We start from the raw sequence: 12850 nt of genomic DNA on the forward strand, positions 1-12850 counted from the left end.
TCCCAGGTGGGGTGGGTCGGCCCGGCAGTGGACGCAGCCCGCCCCCGGTGCCGGAATTGTGCCCGGGCGATGTGGTGCCGGCGGCTTGGCGCGGCAGGGGATCAGGTGGCTGCTGCCGGTGTCGGGGTCGTTTCGGCGGTCTTTTCGGTGTCGGGCGGTGGGCCTGCCTTGCGGAGTGGGGTTTCGATGATGCGTAGTGCTGCGATGAATGCGATCGCGCACAGGATTGTTGCGGTGAGGAAGATCTGGTGGGTGCCGTCGGCGACTGCGTGCAGGTACGCATCCGTGGCCCCTGCGGGCAGCTGGGTCGCTGCGTGCGCGTCGTGCTCGGGGCCGGCGCCGGTGCCGGGTAGGTGGGATTGGACGGCGCGGGTGAACAGGGAGCCGAAGACTGCGACGCCGAGGGATCCGCCCAGCGTGCGGAAGAGGGTGACCGAGCCCATCGCGGCGCCCATGTCGCGCATGGGGACGCTGTTTTGGGCGATGGTGCCGGCCATTTGCTGGGTGAGGCCGAGCCCGATACCGACAAGAGCCATGTACGCGCAGGTCAGGATTCGGGAGGTGCCGGTCCCCATGGTCGCGAGGAGCCCGAGGCCCAGGGCGAGGAAGCCGGCGCCCAGGACCGGGAAGATCTTGTACCTGCCGGTGGCGGACATGACCTTGCCCGCGATGGTGGAGACGATCACGACGGGGATCATCAGGGGCAGCAGCAGAAGGCCGGAGTTGGTGGCCGAGGCGCCCTGGACGGTCTGCTGGAACAGCGGCAGGTAGAGGCCGGCGCCGAACATGGTCACTCCGGCGGCCAGGAGCAGGATGGCGGCGAGCGGGAAATTGCGGTGGCCGGTGAAGATCGTCAGCGGCAGCACCGGTTCCACGGCCCGCCGCTCCGCGCGGACGAACAGGACCGGCCCGAGTACGGCGACGGCGCCCAGGGTCAGGATCTGCCAGGAGTCCCACGCGTAGGTGGTGCCCGCCCAGGTCGCGGCCGTCACGATCGCGCTGATCGTGACGGTCAGCAGGGCGATGCCCGGCCAGTCGATCCTCGCCTTGATCCGTCGGGTGGGCAGGTGCAACGTCCGCCACAGCCACACCAGGGCGAGCAGGCCGAGCGGCAGGTTGACGTAGAACGCCCAGCGCCAGCCCCAGTGCCCGGTGATGAAACCGCCGAGCAGCGGGCCGCCGATGGTGCCGATCGCCATGACGGAGGCGGTCATGCCCTGGTACCTGCCGCGTTCACGCGGCGGTACGAGAGCGGCGATGAGGGCAAAGGCGCCCGCGCCGATGCCACCTGCGCCGATGCCCTGCACCGCGCGGAAGGCGATCAGTTCGGACATGGATCGGGCGGCGCCGCAGAGCGCGGAGCCGGCGAGGAACACGGCGATCGAGGCCAGGTACATGGGTTTGCGGCCGAACAGGTCGCCGAACTTGCCCCAGATCGGGGTGGTGACGGCAGTGACCAGGGTGTAGGCGGTCACCACCCAGGAGATGTGCGCCACACCGCCGAGATCGTCGACGATCGTGGGCATCGCGGTGCCCACGACCATGTTGTCGAGCATCGACAGCAACATCGCGAGCATGACGCCGAGCAGCACCCGGCGGACGTTCCCGGGCGGGCGTTCCGGGGCCGCGGCGAGGGCGGCGGTGGGGGATGCCGGAGGTGTGGACATGGCGAATCACTCCCTCGGGGGATGTGGGGACGTGGGCATGTGCGGATATGCGGATGTGCGGATGTGGGGTGAACGAGAAGTTGGAAAGGAAGGCCGGCGGCCGGCAGGAACACCGCGGCGACCACTCCACAAAACCACAACAACCCTAAGAGTGCAACGACTCTACTTTTTGATTCGACTTGCATTCCGGGCTAGAGTGCGGGCATGGGAGCGACACAGATCCGGGAACCGCAGACACCGGGACGCCGTGAGCGCAAAAAGGCGGCGACCCGCCAGGCCATCGCCGATGCGGCGCTGCGGCTGTTTCTCGAGCGCGGCTACGACGACGTGGGAATCCGCGAGATCGCCGAGGCCGCCGACGTCTCGACCGCCACGCTCTTCAAGCACTTCCCGAGCAAGGAGGCGCTCGTCTTCGACTTGGACGCCGACCGGGAGACCGGCCTGCTCGACACCGTGCACAACCGCCCCAAGGAACAGCCGATCCTGGCTGCCCTCCGGGAGTACGTGCTGGCCGGGGCGAGCATCTCCCAGGACGCGGAGATGGCACAGTTCCTCGAACTCATCCGTTCCACCCCGGCGTTGAGCGAGTACGCGCACCGTATGTGGATGCGGCACGAGGGCGCGCTCGCCCAGGCCATCACCGAGGCGAGCGGTGCCCCACAGGGGGATCCCGCCTGTGCGGCCCTGGCCCACTTCGTCCTTGAGACCGCCGCCCTCGCCCGCGCGAGCGGCGATCCCCGAACGGCCGTCGAGAGCGCCTTCGACCTCCTGGAGCACGGCTGGAACGCCGTCGGCCCGGGCGTCTGACCTCGGCGCGCGTCCCGTCGGCGCGGTCGCCGAACTCGACCAGGATCACGAACACCCGCGCCTGGGCCGGGGGTCGGGTCTCACCGGCCCCCGCCACGCCCCGCGGCGCCCGCGCCCGCGCCCGCCGGCACGCTACGCGTGGTCGCCCCCGGGTGCTCCGCCGGCGCGCCCGGGCCGCCGCGTCGCGCACGGCTCGGCTGCGACGATGCGGCGGCGACGATGCGGGTGGCGCGCCTGCGCATCACGGGGACCTTCGGGTCTGCTCCGACCGATCGCGGGAGGGCGGCCGAAGGCGCCGGCGACAAGTATCGATCGATAAATTCCGATCGATAAATTCCGATCGCAATCGACTGGTTACATCGCGCGGCCCGCGCAGTAGCTTGAGATGGGGGGCATGCACAAAGGGGTGCAGGGGAGGTGGTGCGTCGTGGCGAGAGGAGACTTCTTCCGACTGGGCTACGGCGTGTTCGTCACGATCGTTTTGACGGTCTCACTACTGGCGGCCTGGGAGCCGCGCACCGTGGCGGGGGCTGCCGTCGCCATGGGCATCGGGGTCGCGCTCGGCACGACGACGGCAGTGTTGGGCATCCGCGCGCGGCATCACTCGCCTCGGATCACACCTCGGATCACGCCTCGCGGCTGATCGTGGCGGGTCGGCGTCGGGCTCCTCGGCCGACCGCCGCTCACGAGCCCCGGATCACCGTGGTACGGGCCGCCTTGTCGTGCAGGCACTGGTGCCAGGGCTGATCCCAGAACTGCCACAGCACGTTGACCAGCCAGAACAATGTGCCCAGGCAGGGCACGATGACGGGCAGGGTGTACACCCCGGCGCGGGTCCAGGCGATCGAACCGGCCACGGGCCCGCCGTCGGCGACGCGCACGACCTTGATGCCCATCGCCCGCTTGCCCAGGGTGCGGCCATACCGGTCGTTCTGGAAGCCGTCGTAGACGAAGTAGAGCAGCGAGAAGATCAGCCCCGAGGTGAACTGCGCGCCGAAGGACACGTCGTTGTAGTCGTTGCCGGTGAGCGGCCACGACAACAATCCCGCGACCACGCCGACGATCAGGCTGTCGATGATCCGCGCGACCAACCGACGCAGCGGCCCGCCGAGCGTGGGCCCGCCGCCGTATCCGCCGCCGGCGCCACCGCCCCCGTAGCCGGGCTCCTGGCCGTACGGGCCGCCCTGGCCGCCCTGGCCGTACGGATACTGCCCGGTCGGGTCCTGGCCGTAGGACGGCTGCCCGGACGGGTCCGGCCCGTACGGGGGTTGCTGCTGTCCGGATGGGGGCTGTTGCCCGTACGCGGGCGGCTGTTGCCCATACGGAGGCGGCTGTTGCCCGTACGACGGCGGCGGTTGGCCCGGGGGCGGTTGTTGCCCGTACGGGTTCCGCCCCGAGGGGTCGTCGCCGGATGGGCCGGGGGGTGGGGGAGGCGGGCTTCCTGTCATAAATCCGAGTAAAGCCGACCAAAGCCGGCGCGAGCGTGACGTGTTCGATCAAGCCGGGCGTGTCGCGTCTGGACGGGTGACGCGGCGCGCCCGGACTCGGATCCACCCCTCGTCGGGCGCCGCTCGGTCCCGGCCGGCGAATCAGCCCCGGGCGACGAATCAGTCCCGGGCGACGAACGTGCGGGCCGCCTTGTCGTGCAGGCCCTGTCGCCACGGGCGGTCGAACAGCCCCCACAACGCGCCGAACAGGCCCACCACGAACACGCCCGGGACGTACAACACCAGCCACCGCCGCACCGATTGCCACAGCGTGGGCGTGTCGTGGCTGTCCAGGTCCGCGACCCGCAGGCCGAACAGGGTCTTCCCGAGCGAGCGGCCCCACTTCCAGGTGGGCAGCGCCTCGTAGAGCAGCGCCGCCGCGAGCACGGTGCCGAGCACCGCCGCGAGCGCCGTGCCGGTGGTGCCGTCGATCAGCCAGACGGTGGTGTCGCGACCCTCGTAGCGGGCCCGGTCCACCTTGTCCCGGATGTGGTCGACCGCCTTCGGGAGGAGCGGGATGCCGACCGCGATACCGGCCGCCAGCGGGATCAGCGCGTCCGCGACCCGGGCGAGCAGCCGCCGGCCCAGGTGCGCGGGCCGCCGCTCGTTGCTGCCGAACAGGTCGGCCTGGACCGGCCGCCACGGCCCCGCCGCGTCGCCCGGCGGCGTCGCATCGCGCGGTGGCGCGCCGGTGGGCGCGGTCGGCCCGGAGCGGGCCGCACTCGGCTCGGCGGGGCCGGCCCCGGGCCCCGGCGTCGTGGTCGGCGGCGCGTACATCCCCGTCGAGGACATGTCGTACAGCCCGCCGGTGCGCGCGGCCAACACCTCGCCCTGGATCACCCGGCCGCCCTGCTCGATCGCCTCGGGGCCGGCCGGCGGCCCGGACTGGGCGGGCTGATCGGGCTGTTCGCCCGCCGGCCGGCCCGGCTCCTCGGCCGGCCGGCTGCTGTCCGGCACCCAGGCACCACCGTCCCAATAGCGGATGTGGCCGGTGATCTCCGGGTCCGGGTACCAACCCGGTGCGGGCGCAGAGGACATGCGCCGGATTTTGCCGTACCCGAGGGGGCACGGGTACACCCCGGGTCGCGACCGACCCCGATCCCCCCGTCGAGCCGGTTCGCTCGGGCCCTGGCCGGATGGCAGCATGGGACCCATGAGTGTCGCTCCCATCGAGGTCGAGAAGCACAAGCCGGACGAGGACGTCCGGGCGGAGACCCCATGGGTGTGCATCGTCTGGAACGACCCGATCAATCTGATGTCGTACGTCACCTACGTCTTCCAGTCCTACTTCGGCTATCCGAAGAAGAAGGCCGAGAAGCTCATGCACGACGTGCACAACAAGGGTCGGGCCGTGGTTTCGGCGGGGACGCGCGAGGAGATGGAGCGCGACACCACCGCGATGCACGGGTTCGGGCTGTGGGCGACCATCCAGCACGACAAGTGACACCTGCTCGGTTCGCTCGGCCGGGCCGGTCCTGCCGGTCCACGCCCCACCTTCCCCGGGAGTTGCACAGCCTGTGAACGGCCTCTTCATGCGCGGACGCTCGGGTCGACCCGAGATCGTCCTGGAGGACATGCACGTACGAGTGCTGGCCGATCTGTGCGGTCAACTGGTCGAGATGGTCTCGCCGGACGACGAGGAGACCGACCCGCTGGCCGCCGAGCTGGGGCTGACCGGGCTCGGCTCGGCCGACGCGCCGAGCACCCCGGACGATCCCGCGTTGGCCCGGCTGCTCCCGGACGCCTACGCCGACGACGCCGAGGCGGCGGCCGAGTTCCGCCGGTACACCGAGACCGACCTGCGGCTGCGCAAGCGGGACAACGCCCGGATCGTGCTCGCCGATCTGGCCGACCTGGTCGACCTGACCGAACCGCCCGACGCCGAGGAGTTGCGCGCCCGAGGCGGCGAGCACCGGGTGGTCCTGGACGAGGCGGGCGTGCAGGCGTGGCTGGGCACGCTCAACGATCTGCGGTTGGTGATCGGGACGCGGCTCGAAGTCACCGAGGACATGGAGGAGTTCGAGGCCAAGCTGGCCGAGGACGATCCGCGGCGGTGGTTGTTCGCGGTCTTCCACTGGCTGGGCGGTCTGCAGGACTCGTTGCTCGGGGCGTTGTAGGCGTCGGGTTCACCGGGTATTTCGGACACGCCGGAAGATCGGGAATCCGCGTTTCCGCACTCGTTCGTTGGTAATACGGCCTCCGTACCGACGAAGGGGAGCGCACATGACGGACACCTCAGCCGGGTCCGCCGCCGAGGCGGGCAAGCCGAGTGTCGATGCCGAGGGGTACGAGCGGGGGCTGAACGGCCGGCAGATCCAGATGATCGCGATCGGCGGCGCGATCGGCACCGGGTTGTTCCTCGGCGCGGGCGGCGCGATCGAGAAGGCCGGGCCGTCGTTGATCGCCGCGTACGCGGTGGCGGGCGTACTGATCTTCTTCGTGATGCGCGCGCTGGGCGAGCTGCTGATGTATCGGCCGGTGGCGGGCAGTTTCGCGGAATACGCCCGGGAGTTCTTCGGGCCGTTCGCGGGGTTCGTGACCGGCTGGACGTATTGGGTGATGTGGGTGGTTACCGGGATGGCGGAGATCACCGCGGCGGGGGTCTACGTCCAGTACTGGTGGCCGTCCGTCCCCCAGTGGGTGACCGCGCTGGTCGTGTTGATCGTGCTGTTCGCGGCCAATCTGATCTCGGTGAAGTTGTTCGGCGAATTCGAGTTCTGGTTCTCGATGATCAAGGTGACCGCGATCATCGGGATGATCCTGGTCGGCATCGGGGTGCTGATCTTCGGCTTCGGCAAGGCCGGTGACCAGGCGTCGGTCTCGCACATCTGGTCGGACGGCGGGTTCGCGCCCAACGGGGTGGGCCAGACGCTGCTGGTGCTGCAGATCGTGATGTTCGCGTTCCTGGGCGTCGAGCTGGTCGGGGTCACCGCGGGCGAGGCCCAACAACCGGAGAAGGTGTTGCCGCGCGCGATCAACACCATTCCGTTCCGGATCGGGCTGTTCTACATCGGCGCGTTGATCATCATCCTGTCGCTCGCGCCGTGGACCGATTTCCACGCCCATCAGAGCCCGTTCGTACTGGTCTTCGACCGGGTGGGCATCCCGGCCGCGGCGGCGATCATCAACTTCGTGGTGCTGACCGCCGCGTTGTCCTCGTGCAATTCGGGGTTGTACTCGACCGGCCGGATGTTGCGCACGCTCGCCGTCGAGGGCCAGGCGCCGCCGCAGGTGAGCCGACTCAGCTCGCATCGGGTGCCGGCCATGGCGATCACCGTGTCGGCGATCGTGATGGGCTTCGGGGTGCTGGTCAACGCGTTGGTCCCGGACAAGGCGTTCATGTACATCACGTCGGTGGCCACCGTGGGCGCGCTGTGGACGTGGGGGATGATCGTCGCCTGCCAGATGCGCTATCGGCGCGCGGTGGACCGAGGGCGGCTGGCCGGGCACGGCTTTCGGATGCCGGGGGCGCCGTACACCGGGTGGGCGGTGTTGGCCTTCCTGGCGATGGTGACGGTGCTGCTCGGGTTCTCCGCGGACACCAGGATCGCGCTGTACGTGGTGCCGATCTGGGTGGGCTTCCTGGTGGTGGCGTATCTGCCGATGCGGCGGCGGCAGGTGGTCGGGGGGTGAGCGTGGGGGGTGAGTGGGCGATGCCCGGCCGGTCGATCGATGGTGCTCAGTACGCTCGGGGGATGCTTACCATCACCGCAGAGCTGCGCGATCGGATCGTTGCCCACGCCCGTGCCGACCACCCCGACGAGGCGTGCGGCGTCGTGGCCGGGCCGGCGGGGACCGATCGGCCCGAGCGGTTCATCCCGATGTTGAACGCCGCGCGGTCGCCCACGTTCTACGAGTTCGACTCGGCCGACCTGTTCAAGCTCTACCGCGAGATGGACGACCGGGACGAGGAGCCGGTGATCGTCTACCACTCGCACACCGCGACCGAGGCGTACCCGTCGCGCACGGACGTGTCGTACGCGTCCGAGCCCAACGCGCACTACGTGCTCGTGTCGACGCGGGACGAGCAGACCTACGAGTTCCGGTCGTACCGGATCGTCGACGGGGTGATCACCGAGGAGGAGGTCGACGTCGTGGACGCCTACTGACGAGGGCGCGCCGGCCGATCGGGGCGACGGCTTTTTGCGGATATGCCTGATCCGGTGGGCGGATTCGGACTTCGCCGTCTCACCTGTCGATACGGGGTGTTCCGACACGTGAGATCACATCGGAGAGCCGGAGCAGGAATGGCTAGCATGACCATATGCGTTATGCGGGCGTGAATACGACGGAAGCGGCCCCGGGCGGTGCCCCGGGCGCGTATCTCGTCGCACGCCTGCACGTCGATCTGTGCCGACTCTCCAGCGCCCTCTGTCGCGCTGCGCGCGTGGGCTGATCCCGCTTTCCGCACCCGGATCGGCCCACCAGGCACCCCAGGCAGCAGGCACGTCCCGCAGCACCGGCGCACGCGAACGACCCCCGCCCCATGGCCCCGTCCTCGACGAGGTGTTCAGGGTGCGGCCCGCGACCGGACTGCGTTCTCTCCGTTCGCGTCAAACCAGAGGAGCGCATCCATGGCCATCGAGGTCCGCATCCCGACCATCCTTCGCACCTACACCGACGGCGCCAAGGCCGTACCCGGCACCGGCGAGACGCTCGCCGACCTGCTGGTCGACCTGGAGGTCCGGCACCCGGGTGTGCGTGCTCGCCTGGTGGAGGAGAACGGCGAGCTGCGCCGCTTCGTCAATGTGTATCTGAACGACGAGGACGTCCGATTCACCGGCGGCCTCACCACCAAGCTGGACGACGGCGACACGGTCACCATCCTTCCGGCCGTCGCCGGCGGCTCGATCTGATGCGGTACGAATCGTTGCTCGACTCGGTCGGCCGTACTCCGCTGGTCGGCCTGCCGAATCTGTCGCCGTCGTCGACGGTGCGGGTGTGGGCCAAGCTGGAGGACCGCAATCCGACCGGCTCGATCAAGGACCGTCCCGCCCTGCACATGATCGAGGCGGCCGAGCGGGACGGGCTGCTCACGCCGGGCTGCACGATCCTGGAGCCGACCTCGGGCAACACCGGCATCGCGCTGGCGATGGCGGCCAAGCTCAAGGGCTACCGAATCGTCTGCGTGATGCCGGAGAACACCTCCGAGGAGCGCCGCGAGCTGCTGCGCATGTGGGGTGCGCGGATCATCGCCTCGCCGGCGGCGGGCGGGTCCAATACCGCGGTACGGGTGGCCAAGGAGCTGGCGGCGGAGCATCCGGACTGGGTGATGTTGTACCAGTACGGCAACCCGGCCAATCCGGACGCGCACTACGCGACGACCGGGCCCGAGCTGCTGGAGGACCTGCCGACGATCACGCACTTCGTGGCCGGCCTGGGGACGACCGGGACGCTGATGGGCGTCGGGCGGTATCTGCGGGAGAAGGTGCCGGGGGTCACCATCGTTGCCGCCGAACCCCGCTACGACGACGTGGTGTACGGGCTGCGGAACCTGGACGAGGGCTTCGTGCCGGAGCTGTATGACGCCGACGTGCTGACCACGCGGTACTCGGTGGGCTCGGCCGACGCGGTTCGGCGTACGCGCGAACTCCTGGAGCAGGAGGGCATCTTCGCGGGGATCTCGACCGGCGCGGTGCTGCACGCGGCGCTCGGCATCGCGCGCAAGGCGGTGAAGGCGGGGGAGTCGGCCGACATCGCGTTCGTGATCGCGGACGCGGGGTGGAAGTACCTGTCGACCGGGATCTACACCGCGGAGAGCACGGAGGCCGCGGTGGAGGGGCTGCACGGGCAGCTCTGGGCCTGATTGGTCCGGTTGGTTTGTCGGTCGGTTGGTCGGTTGGTTGGGTTTGGGCGTCGCCCCCGGTTGCCATTTGGCGCCGGGGGCGATTGCTTTTTCGGGTCGGTTGTCGTCACCGGCCGGGGGCGTTGAGCAGGGCGTCGGTCAGGGTGCGTAGGGCGGTGGCCACGCGTGCGGTCTCGCCCTGTTCGAAGAGGAGCAGGATCGACTGGCTCTGGAGGGTGGCGAGGAGTAGGTGGGCCTGGAGTTCGGCGTCCAGGTCGGGGCGGCGCTCGGTGAGCAGGGCGGTGACGTGGCCGTGCCAGAAGCCGTAGACGGGGTGGGCGGTTCGCGGGTCCTCGGTGGACCGCGGTGTGGTCGCGGTGCTCGTGGCGTGGCCGAGGGCGGCCAGTAGGCCCTTGTTGCGGGCGACCACGTCGACGACGGCGTCCAGGAACGCGAGCAGTCGTTCGTCCGGTGGGGCGCCGGGGCCCAGGGGCGGCGGGCCGGACTCGACGGCCTCGGCCAGGGCCAGGGCACGATCCGTCATCAGGGCGACCATCAGGCCCATCCGGTTGCCGAAGCGATGGAACACCGTGCCCTTGCCGACGCCTGCCGCCGCGGCGACCTGTTCCATCGAGATCTGCTCGGGGCGGTGGTGGGCCAGGAGTTCCTCGGTGGCGCGCAGGATCGCGCGTCGGTTGCGGGCGGCGTCGGCGCGTTCGGGGCGTTCGGGGCGGGGGGCTGTCATCGCGTTCCTTGATGGTGGACAACTGGACTGGCAGTCCAGTACGTTCGGATCAACTTGACCGGCGGTCCAGTTTAGTCGCGGTCGGGTTTCAGTCATGCTCCGTGCCGGCCGGGAGGGCCTTATGCGACGCGTTCGCTACCACGAATACGGCGATCCGGATGTTCTCACCTTGGAGGAGGTCGAGCGGCCCGAACCCGGGCCGGGGCAGGTGTTGATCCGAACCGAGGTGGTCGGGGCCAACTTCGTGGACACCAGGTTCCGACGCGGGCCGGTCAGTGGGCCACTCTTCCAGCGGCCGTTGCCCGGGGTGCTCACCGGGGATGTGGTCGGGCTGGTCGAGGCCGTCGGCGCGGGGGTCGAGGGGTGGCCGGTCGGGCGTCGGGTCGCGGGGTTGGCGGAGGACGCGTTCGCCGACTTCGTGCTTGCCGATGCGGCGTGGTTGGTGGAGGTGCCGGACGGGCTCGACCTAGGTGCGGCGAGTGCGCTGCCGATGGCCGGGCCGGTGGCGCTGCGGGCCGTGCGTACCGGGCAACTGGCCGCGGGGGAGACGGTGTTGGTGCATGCGGCGGCCGGCGGGATCGGGCATCTGGCGGTGCAGTTCGCCAAGTTGCTGGGCGCCGGGACGGTGATTGCCACGGTGGGGTCCGGGTCCGGGTCCGGGCCCGGGCCCGGGCCCGGGTCGGCGGACAAGTTCGACTTTGTCCGGGGGTGCGGGGCGGACTTCGTTGTCGACTATGGCAGGGCCGATTGGCCGGAGCGGGTGCGGGAGGTGGCGCCGCAGGGGGTGGTGGATGTGGTGCTGGACTCGGTGGGTGGCGATGTGTTGCGGCAGAGCCTCGGGCTGTTGGCGCCGTTCGGGCGGGTGGTGATGTATGGCGCGGCGACGGGGGAGCTGCTGGAAGTACCGGTGACGGAGTTGTTCGCGTTGCGGTCCGTCGGCGGGTTCTCCTTGTTGGCGTGGCGGGGGGCGCGGCCGGCGCAGGCTCGGCGGGAGATGAACGAGGTTGCGGGGTACTTGAGTTCGGGGCGGGTGCGGGTCGCGGTGCATGCCCGGTTGCCGCTCACGGAGGCGGTCGAGGCGCATCGGATACTCGACGGTCGGGCGCAGTTGGGGCGGGTGTTGCTGGAGGTGTAGGGGGTGCGCGGGCGGCGTGCTGCCGGAGGCGTTGGGTGGGATGTGTCGGTGGTGTACTCCGACGCTGTACTTCGTGACGGACCGAAGTGGTATGACTTGGCGGATGGATCGCGGCAAAGAACGTAATGCGGAGGTCTCGGTCGAATACGAGGCTGCCTGGTTGCGGGAGTTGCCTCCGGACGTACGGTCCGACGTGATCGACGTGCTGACCGCGCTCGTCGCGGACGTCCCTCGGCGGATCCGGCATACCGAGTATCCCCGCATACCCCTGATGCGGGTGAGTGTGTGCACGGCGGGCGACCGTCCACGGGTGGAAGTGCTGCGTCCGGTCGATCTCCAGGGCGGTTACTGGGACGAGTTCTCCCGTTGGATCGTGGGCTCCGCGGCCAAGCTGTTGAGCGATCGGCGATGCGGGATCCTCTCGTACGGCACGTCCGTCCACGACCTGGGGCCCAAGTGGGCGGCCTACGCCCTCGGTGGGCCCGCTCGCCGGGACAGGGCTGTCATCGTGCACGTCCGCCACGAGTGCGGCGTCGGTAAGGTGATCTCCCTTCCCGTCCTCTTCCGCAACCCGGTATGGGCACGAATGCGCTTCCACCCCGCCGTACACACCTTGCTCGCGAACGCGCGGGAGCCGGGGGAAGGTTGAGCCGCGACCGAGCGCACGACGTGGGCGTGGCCCATGCGGTCAGCGGTCCAGGACCAGCCGGTGGAATGCCTTGTCGTCGTTTACGGCTGCGCCGAGGGCGGCGTAGAACTTGAGGGCTGCGTCGTTGTCGCGTTGGGCGGTCCATTCGATGCGCACACATCCGGTGGCGCCGGCGATGCTTTGCAGTTCTCGCATCAGGAGTCCTGCAACGCCTCGGCGGCGGTGGGTTTCGAGGACGAACAGCTCCTTCAGGTACAACGACTGCGCCGTGCCGACCGCGGGCCACAGGTACGAGTAGGCGGCCAGGGCGACGGCCTTCGTATCGTCACGGGCGAGGAGCACGCGAGCCGCCGGGGTCGGGCCGAACAGCAGCGCGCGGGTCTGCTCCAGACGCGCCGCCAAGGGCGGGAAGTCGGTGACGCCGTAGTGCGTTTCCAGTGCTTCGACGAGGGAGACGAGGTCGGCGGTGTCGGCCGGCTCGGCGTGGGTGATGGTGAGCGTCATGGGTCGATGTTGTCCTGCCCGGGGTGGCTGCGGGTAGCGGTGTGCGTGCGGAGAAATCCGCGAAGTTCGCG

The 12850-nt window shown here is 69.9% G+C and carries 16 protein-coding genes; 11 read left to right on the top strand and 5 right to left on the bottom strand.

What is annotated here, in order from left to right; all coding sequences use genetic code 11:
• Nucleotides 1-101 precede the first annotated feature (101 nt).
• Nucleotides 102-1667: a DHA2 family efflux MFS transporter permease subunit gene (locus tag ABIA38_RS31195; RefSeq protein WP_424642226.1), complete on the bottom strand. Its 1566-nt coding sequence runs from the start codon at nt 1665-1667 to the stop codon at nt 102-104.
• 204 nt (nt 1668-1871) lie between these two features.
• On the opposite strand from ABIA38_RS31195, the gene ABIA38_RS31200 reads away from it, so the two are divergent.
• Nucleotides 1872-2474 carry a TetR/AcrR family transcriptional regulator gene (locus ABIA38_RS31200; protein ID WP_424642227.1) on the top strand — a complete coding sequence of 201 codons (603 nt, stop codon included), beginning with the start codon at nt 1872-1874 and terminating at the stop codon, nt 2472-2474.
• 427 nt (nt 2475-2901) lie between these two features.
• Complete coding sequence (locus ABIA38_RS31205) at nt 2902-3117, top strand: hypothetical protein (protein WP_424642228.1); 216 nt, start codon at nt 2902-2904, stop codon at nt 3115-3117.
• Nucleotides 3118-3157: 40 nt separating this feature from the next.
• Here the strand turns inward: ABIA38_RS31205 and ABIA38_RS31210 are convergent, their stop codons facing one another.
• Both ABIA38_RS31210 and ABIA38_RS31215 read right to left on the bottom strand, forming a co-directional pair.
• Nucleotides 3158-3922 carry an RDD family protein gene (locus ABIA38_RS31210; protein WP_424642229.1) on the bottom strand — a complete coding sequence of 255 codons (765 nt, stop codon included), beginning with the start codon at nt 3920-3922 and terminating at the stop codon, nt 3158-3160.
• A 159-nt stretch (nt 3923-4081) separates the two neighbouring features.
• Entirely contained in the window at nt 4082-4999 is a 918-nt protein-coding gene (locus ABIA38_RS31215) for an RDD family protein (RefSeq protein WP_424642230.1), read from the bottom strand.
• Between the two features lie 115 nt (nt 5000-5114).
• On the opposite strand from ABIA38_RS31215, the gene clpS reads away from it, so the two are divergent.
• From clpS to ABIA38_RS31250, 7 genes are all read left to right on the top strand, one after another.
• On the top strand, nt 5115-5405 hold the full coding sequence (clpS, locus tag ABIA38_RS31220) for an ATP-dependent Clp protease adapter ClpS (protein ID WP_424642231.1): 291 nt from the start codon (nt 5115-5117) through the stop codon (nt 5403-5405).
• Between the two features lie 73 nt (nt 5406-5478).
• Entirely contained in the window at nt 5479-6078 is a 600-nt protein-coding gene (locus tag ABIA38_RS31225) for a DUF2017 domain-containing protein (protein ID WP_424642232.1), read from the top strand.
• 106 nt (nt 6079-6184) lie between these two features.
• Nucleotides 6185-7594: an amino acid permease gene (locus tag ABIA38_RS31230; RefSeq protein WP_424642233.1), complete on the top strand. Its 1410-nt coding sequence runs from the start codon at nt 6185-6187 to the stop codon at nt 7592-7594.
• A gap of 62 nt (nt 7595-7656) precedes the next feature.
• Nucleotides 7657-8070 (top strand): Mov34/MPN/PAD-1 family protein, encoded by a 414-nt coding sequence (locus ABIA38_RS31235; protein ID WP_424642234.1) that lies wholly within the window; start codon nt 7657-7659, stop codon nt 8068-8070.
• 170 nt (nt 8071-8240) lie between these two features.
• Nucleotides 8241-8357: a putative leader peptide gene (locus ABIA38_RS31240; protein ID WP_424642235.1), complete on the top strand. Its 117-nt coding sequence runs from the start codon at nt 8241-8243 to the stop codon at nt 8355-8357.
• Between the two features lie 178 nt (nt 8358-8535).
• Complete coding sequence (locus tag ABIA38_RS31245; protein ID WP_424642236.1) at nt 8536-8817, top strand: MoaD family protein; 282 nt, start codon at nt 8536-8538, stop codon at nt 8815-8817.
• Complete coding sequence (locus ABIA38_RS31250; RefSeq protein ID WP_424642237.1) at nt 8817-9767, top strand: PLP-dependent cysteine synthase family protein; 951 nt, start codon at nt 8817-8819, stop codon at nt 9765-9767. Before ABIA38_RS31245 ends, ABIA38_RS31250 begins: the two co-directional genes overlap by 1 nt.
• A gap of 106 nt (nt 9768-9873) precedes the next feature.
• Here the strand turns inward: ABIA38_RS31250 and ABIA38_RS31255 are convergent, their stop codons facing one another.
• A complete protein-coding gene (locus ABIA38_RS31255; protein ID WP_424642238.1) occupies nt 9874-10491 on the bottom strand; it encodes a TetR/AcrR family transcriptional regulator in 618 nt (205 codons plus the stop codon).
• Nucleotides 10492-10612: 121 nt separating this feature from the next.
• Between ABIA38_RS31255 and ABIA38_RS31260 the strand changes: the two genes are divergently transcribed.
• The gene (locus ABIA38_RS31260) at nt 10613-11626 is read left to right on the top strand and encodes a quinone oxidoreductase family protein (protein ID WP_424642239.1); all 1014 of its coding nucleotides are present in this window, start codon (nt 10613-10615) and stop codon (nt 11624-11626) included.
• Nucleotides 11627-11729: 103 nt separating this feature from the next.
• A complete protein-coding gene (locus ABIA38_RS31265; protein ID WP_424642240.1) occupies nt 11730-12275 on the top strand; it encodes a hypothetical protein in 546 nt (181 codons plus the stop codon).
• A gap of 39 nt (nt 12276-12314) precedes the next feature.
• Here ABIA38_RS31265 and ABIA38_RS31270 read toward each other — a convergent pair whose 3' ends face one another.
• Nucleotides 12315-12779 carry an N-acetyltransferase family protein gene (locus ABIA38_RS31270; protein WP_424642241.1) on the bottom strand — a complete coding sequence of 155 codons (465 nt, stop codon included), beginning with the start codon at nt 12777-12779 and terminating at the stop codon, nt 12315-12317.
• Nucleotides 12780-12850 lie beyond the last annotated feature (71 nt).

It is taken from the genome of Embleya sp. AB8 (assembly GCF_049739465.1).
GTDB lineage: Bacteria > Actinomycetota > Actinomycetes > Streptomycetales > Streptomycetaceae > Embleya.

Bases quoted from the DNA above. Each gene is read 5' to 3' on its own strand.
- ABIA38_RS31195 (WP_424642226.1), bottom strand. From the start codon at position 1,667: ATGTCCACACCTCCGGCATCCCCCACCGCCGCCCTCGCCGCGGCCCCG.
- ABIA38_RS31200 (WP_424642227.1), top strand. From the start codon at position 1,872: ATGGGAGCGACACAGATCCGGGAACCGCAGACACCGGGACGCCGTGAG.
- ABIA38_RS31210 (WP_424642229.1), bottom strand. From the start codon at position 3,922: ATGACAGGAAGCCCGCCTCCCCCACCCCCCGGCCCATCCGGCGACGAC.
- ABIA38_RS31215 (WP_424642230.1), bottom strand. From the start codon at position 4,999: ATGTCCTCTGCGCCCGCACCGGGTTGGTACCCGGACCCGGAGATCACC.
- clpS (WP_424642231.1), top strand. From the start codon at position 5,115: ATGAGTGTCGCTCCCATCGAGGTCGAGAAGCACAAGCCGGACGAGGAC.
- ABIA38_RS31230 (WP_424642233.1), top strand. From the start codon at position 6,185: ATGACGGACACCTCAGCCGGGTCCGCCGCCGAGGCGGGCAAGCCGAGT.
- ABIA38_RS31235 (WP_424642234.1), top strand. From the start codon at position 7,657: ATGCTTACCATCACCGCAGAGCTGCGCGATCGGATCGTTGCCCACGCC.
- ABIA38_RS31245 (WP_424642236.1), top strand. From the start codon at position 8,536: ATGGCCATCGAGGTCCGCATCCCGACCATCCTTCGCACCTACACCGAC.
- ABIA38_RS31250 (WP_424642237.1), top strand. From the start codon at position 8,817: ATGCGGTACGAATCGTTGCTCGACTCGGTCGGCCGTACTCCGCTGGTC.
- ABIA38_RS31255 (WP_424642238.1), bottom strand. From the start codon at position 10,491: ATGACAGCCCCCCGCCCCGAACGCCCCGAACGCGCCGACGCCGCCCGC.
- ABIA38_RS31260 (WP_424642239.1), top strand. From the start codon at position 10,613: ATGCGACGCGTTCGCTACCACGAATACGGCGATCCGGATGTTCTCACC.
- ABIA38_RS31265 (WP_424642240.1), top strand. From the start codon at position 11,730: ATGGATCGCGGCAAAGAACGTAATGCGGAGGTCTCGGTCGAATACGAG.
- ABIA38_RS31270 (WP_424642241.1), bottom strand. From the start codon at position 12,779: ATGACGCTCACCATCACCCACGCCGAGCCGGCCGACACCGCCGACCTC.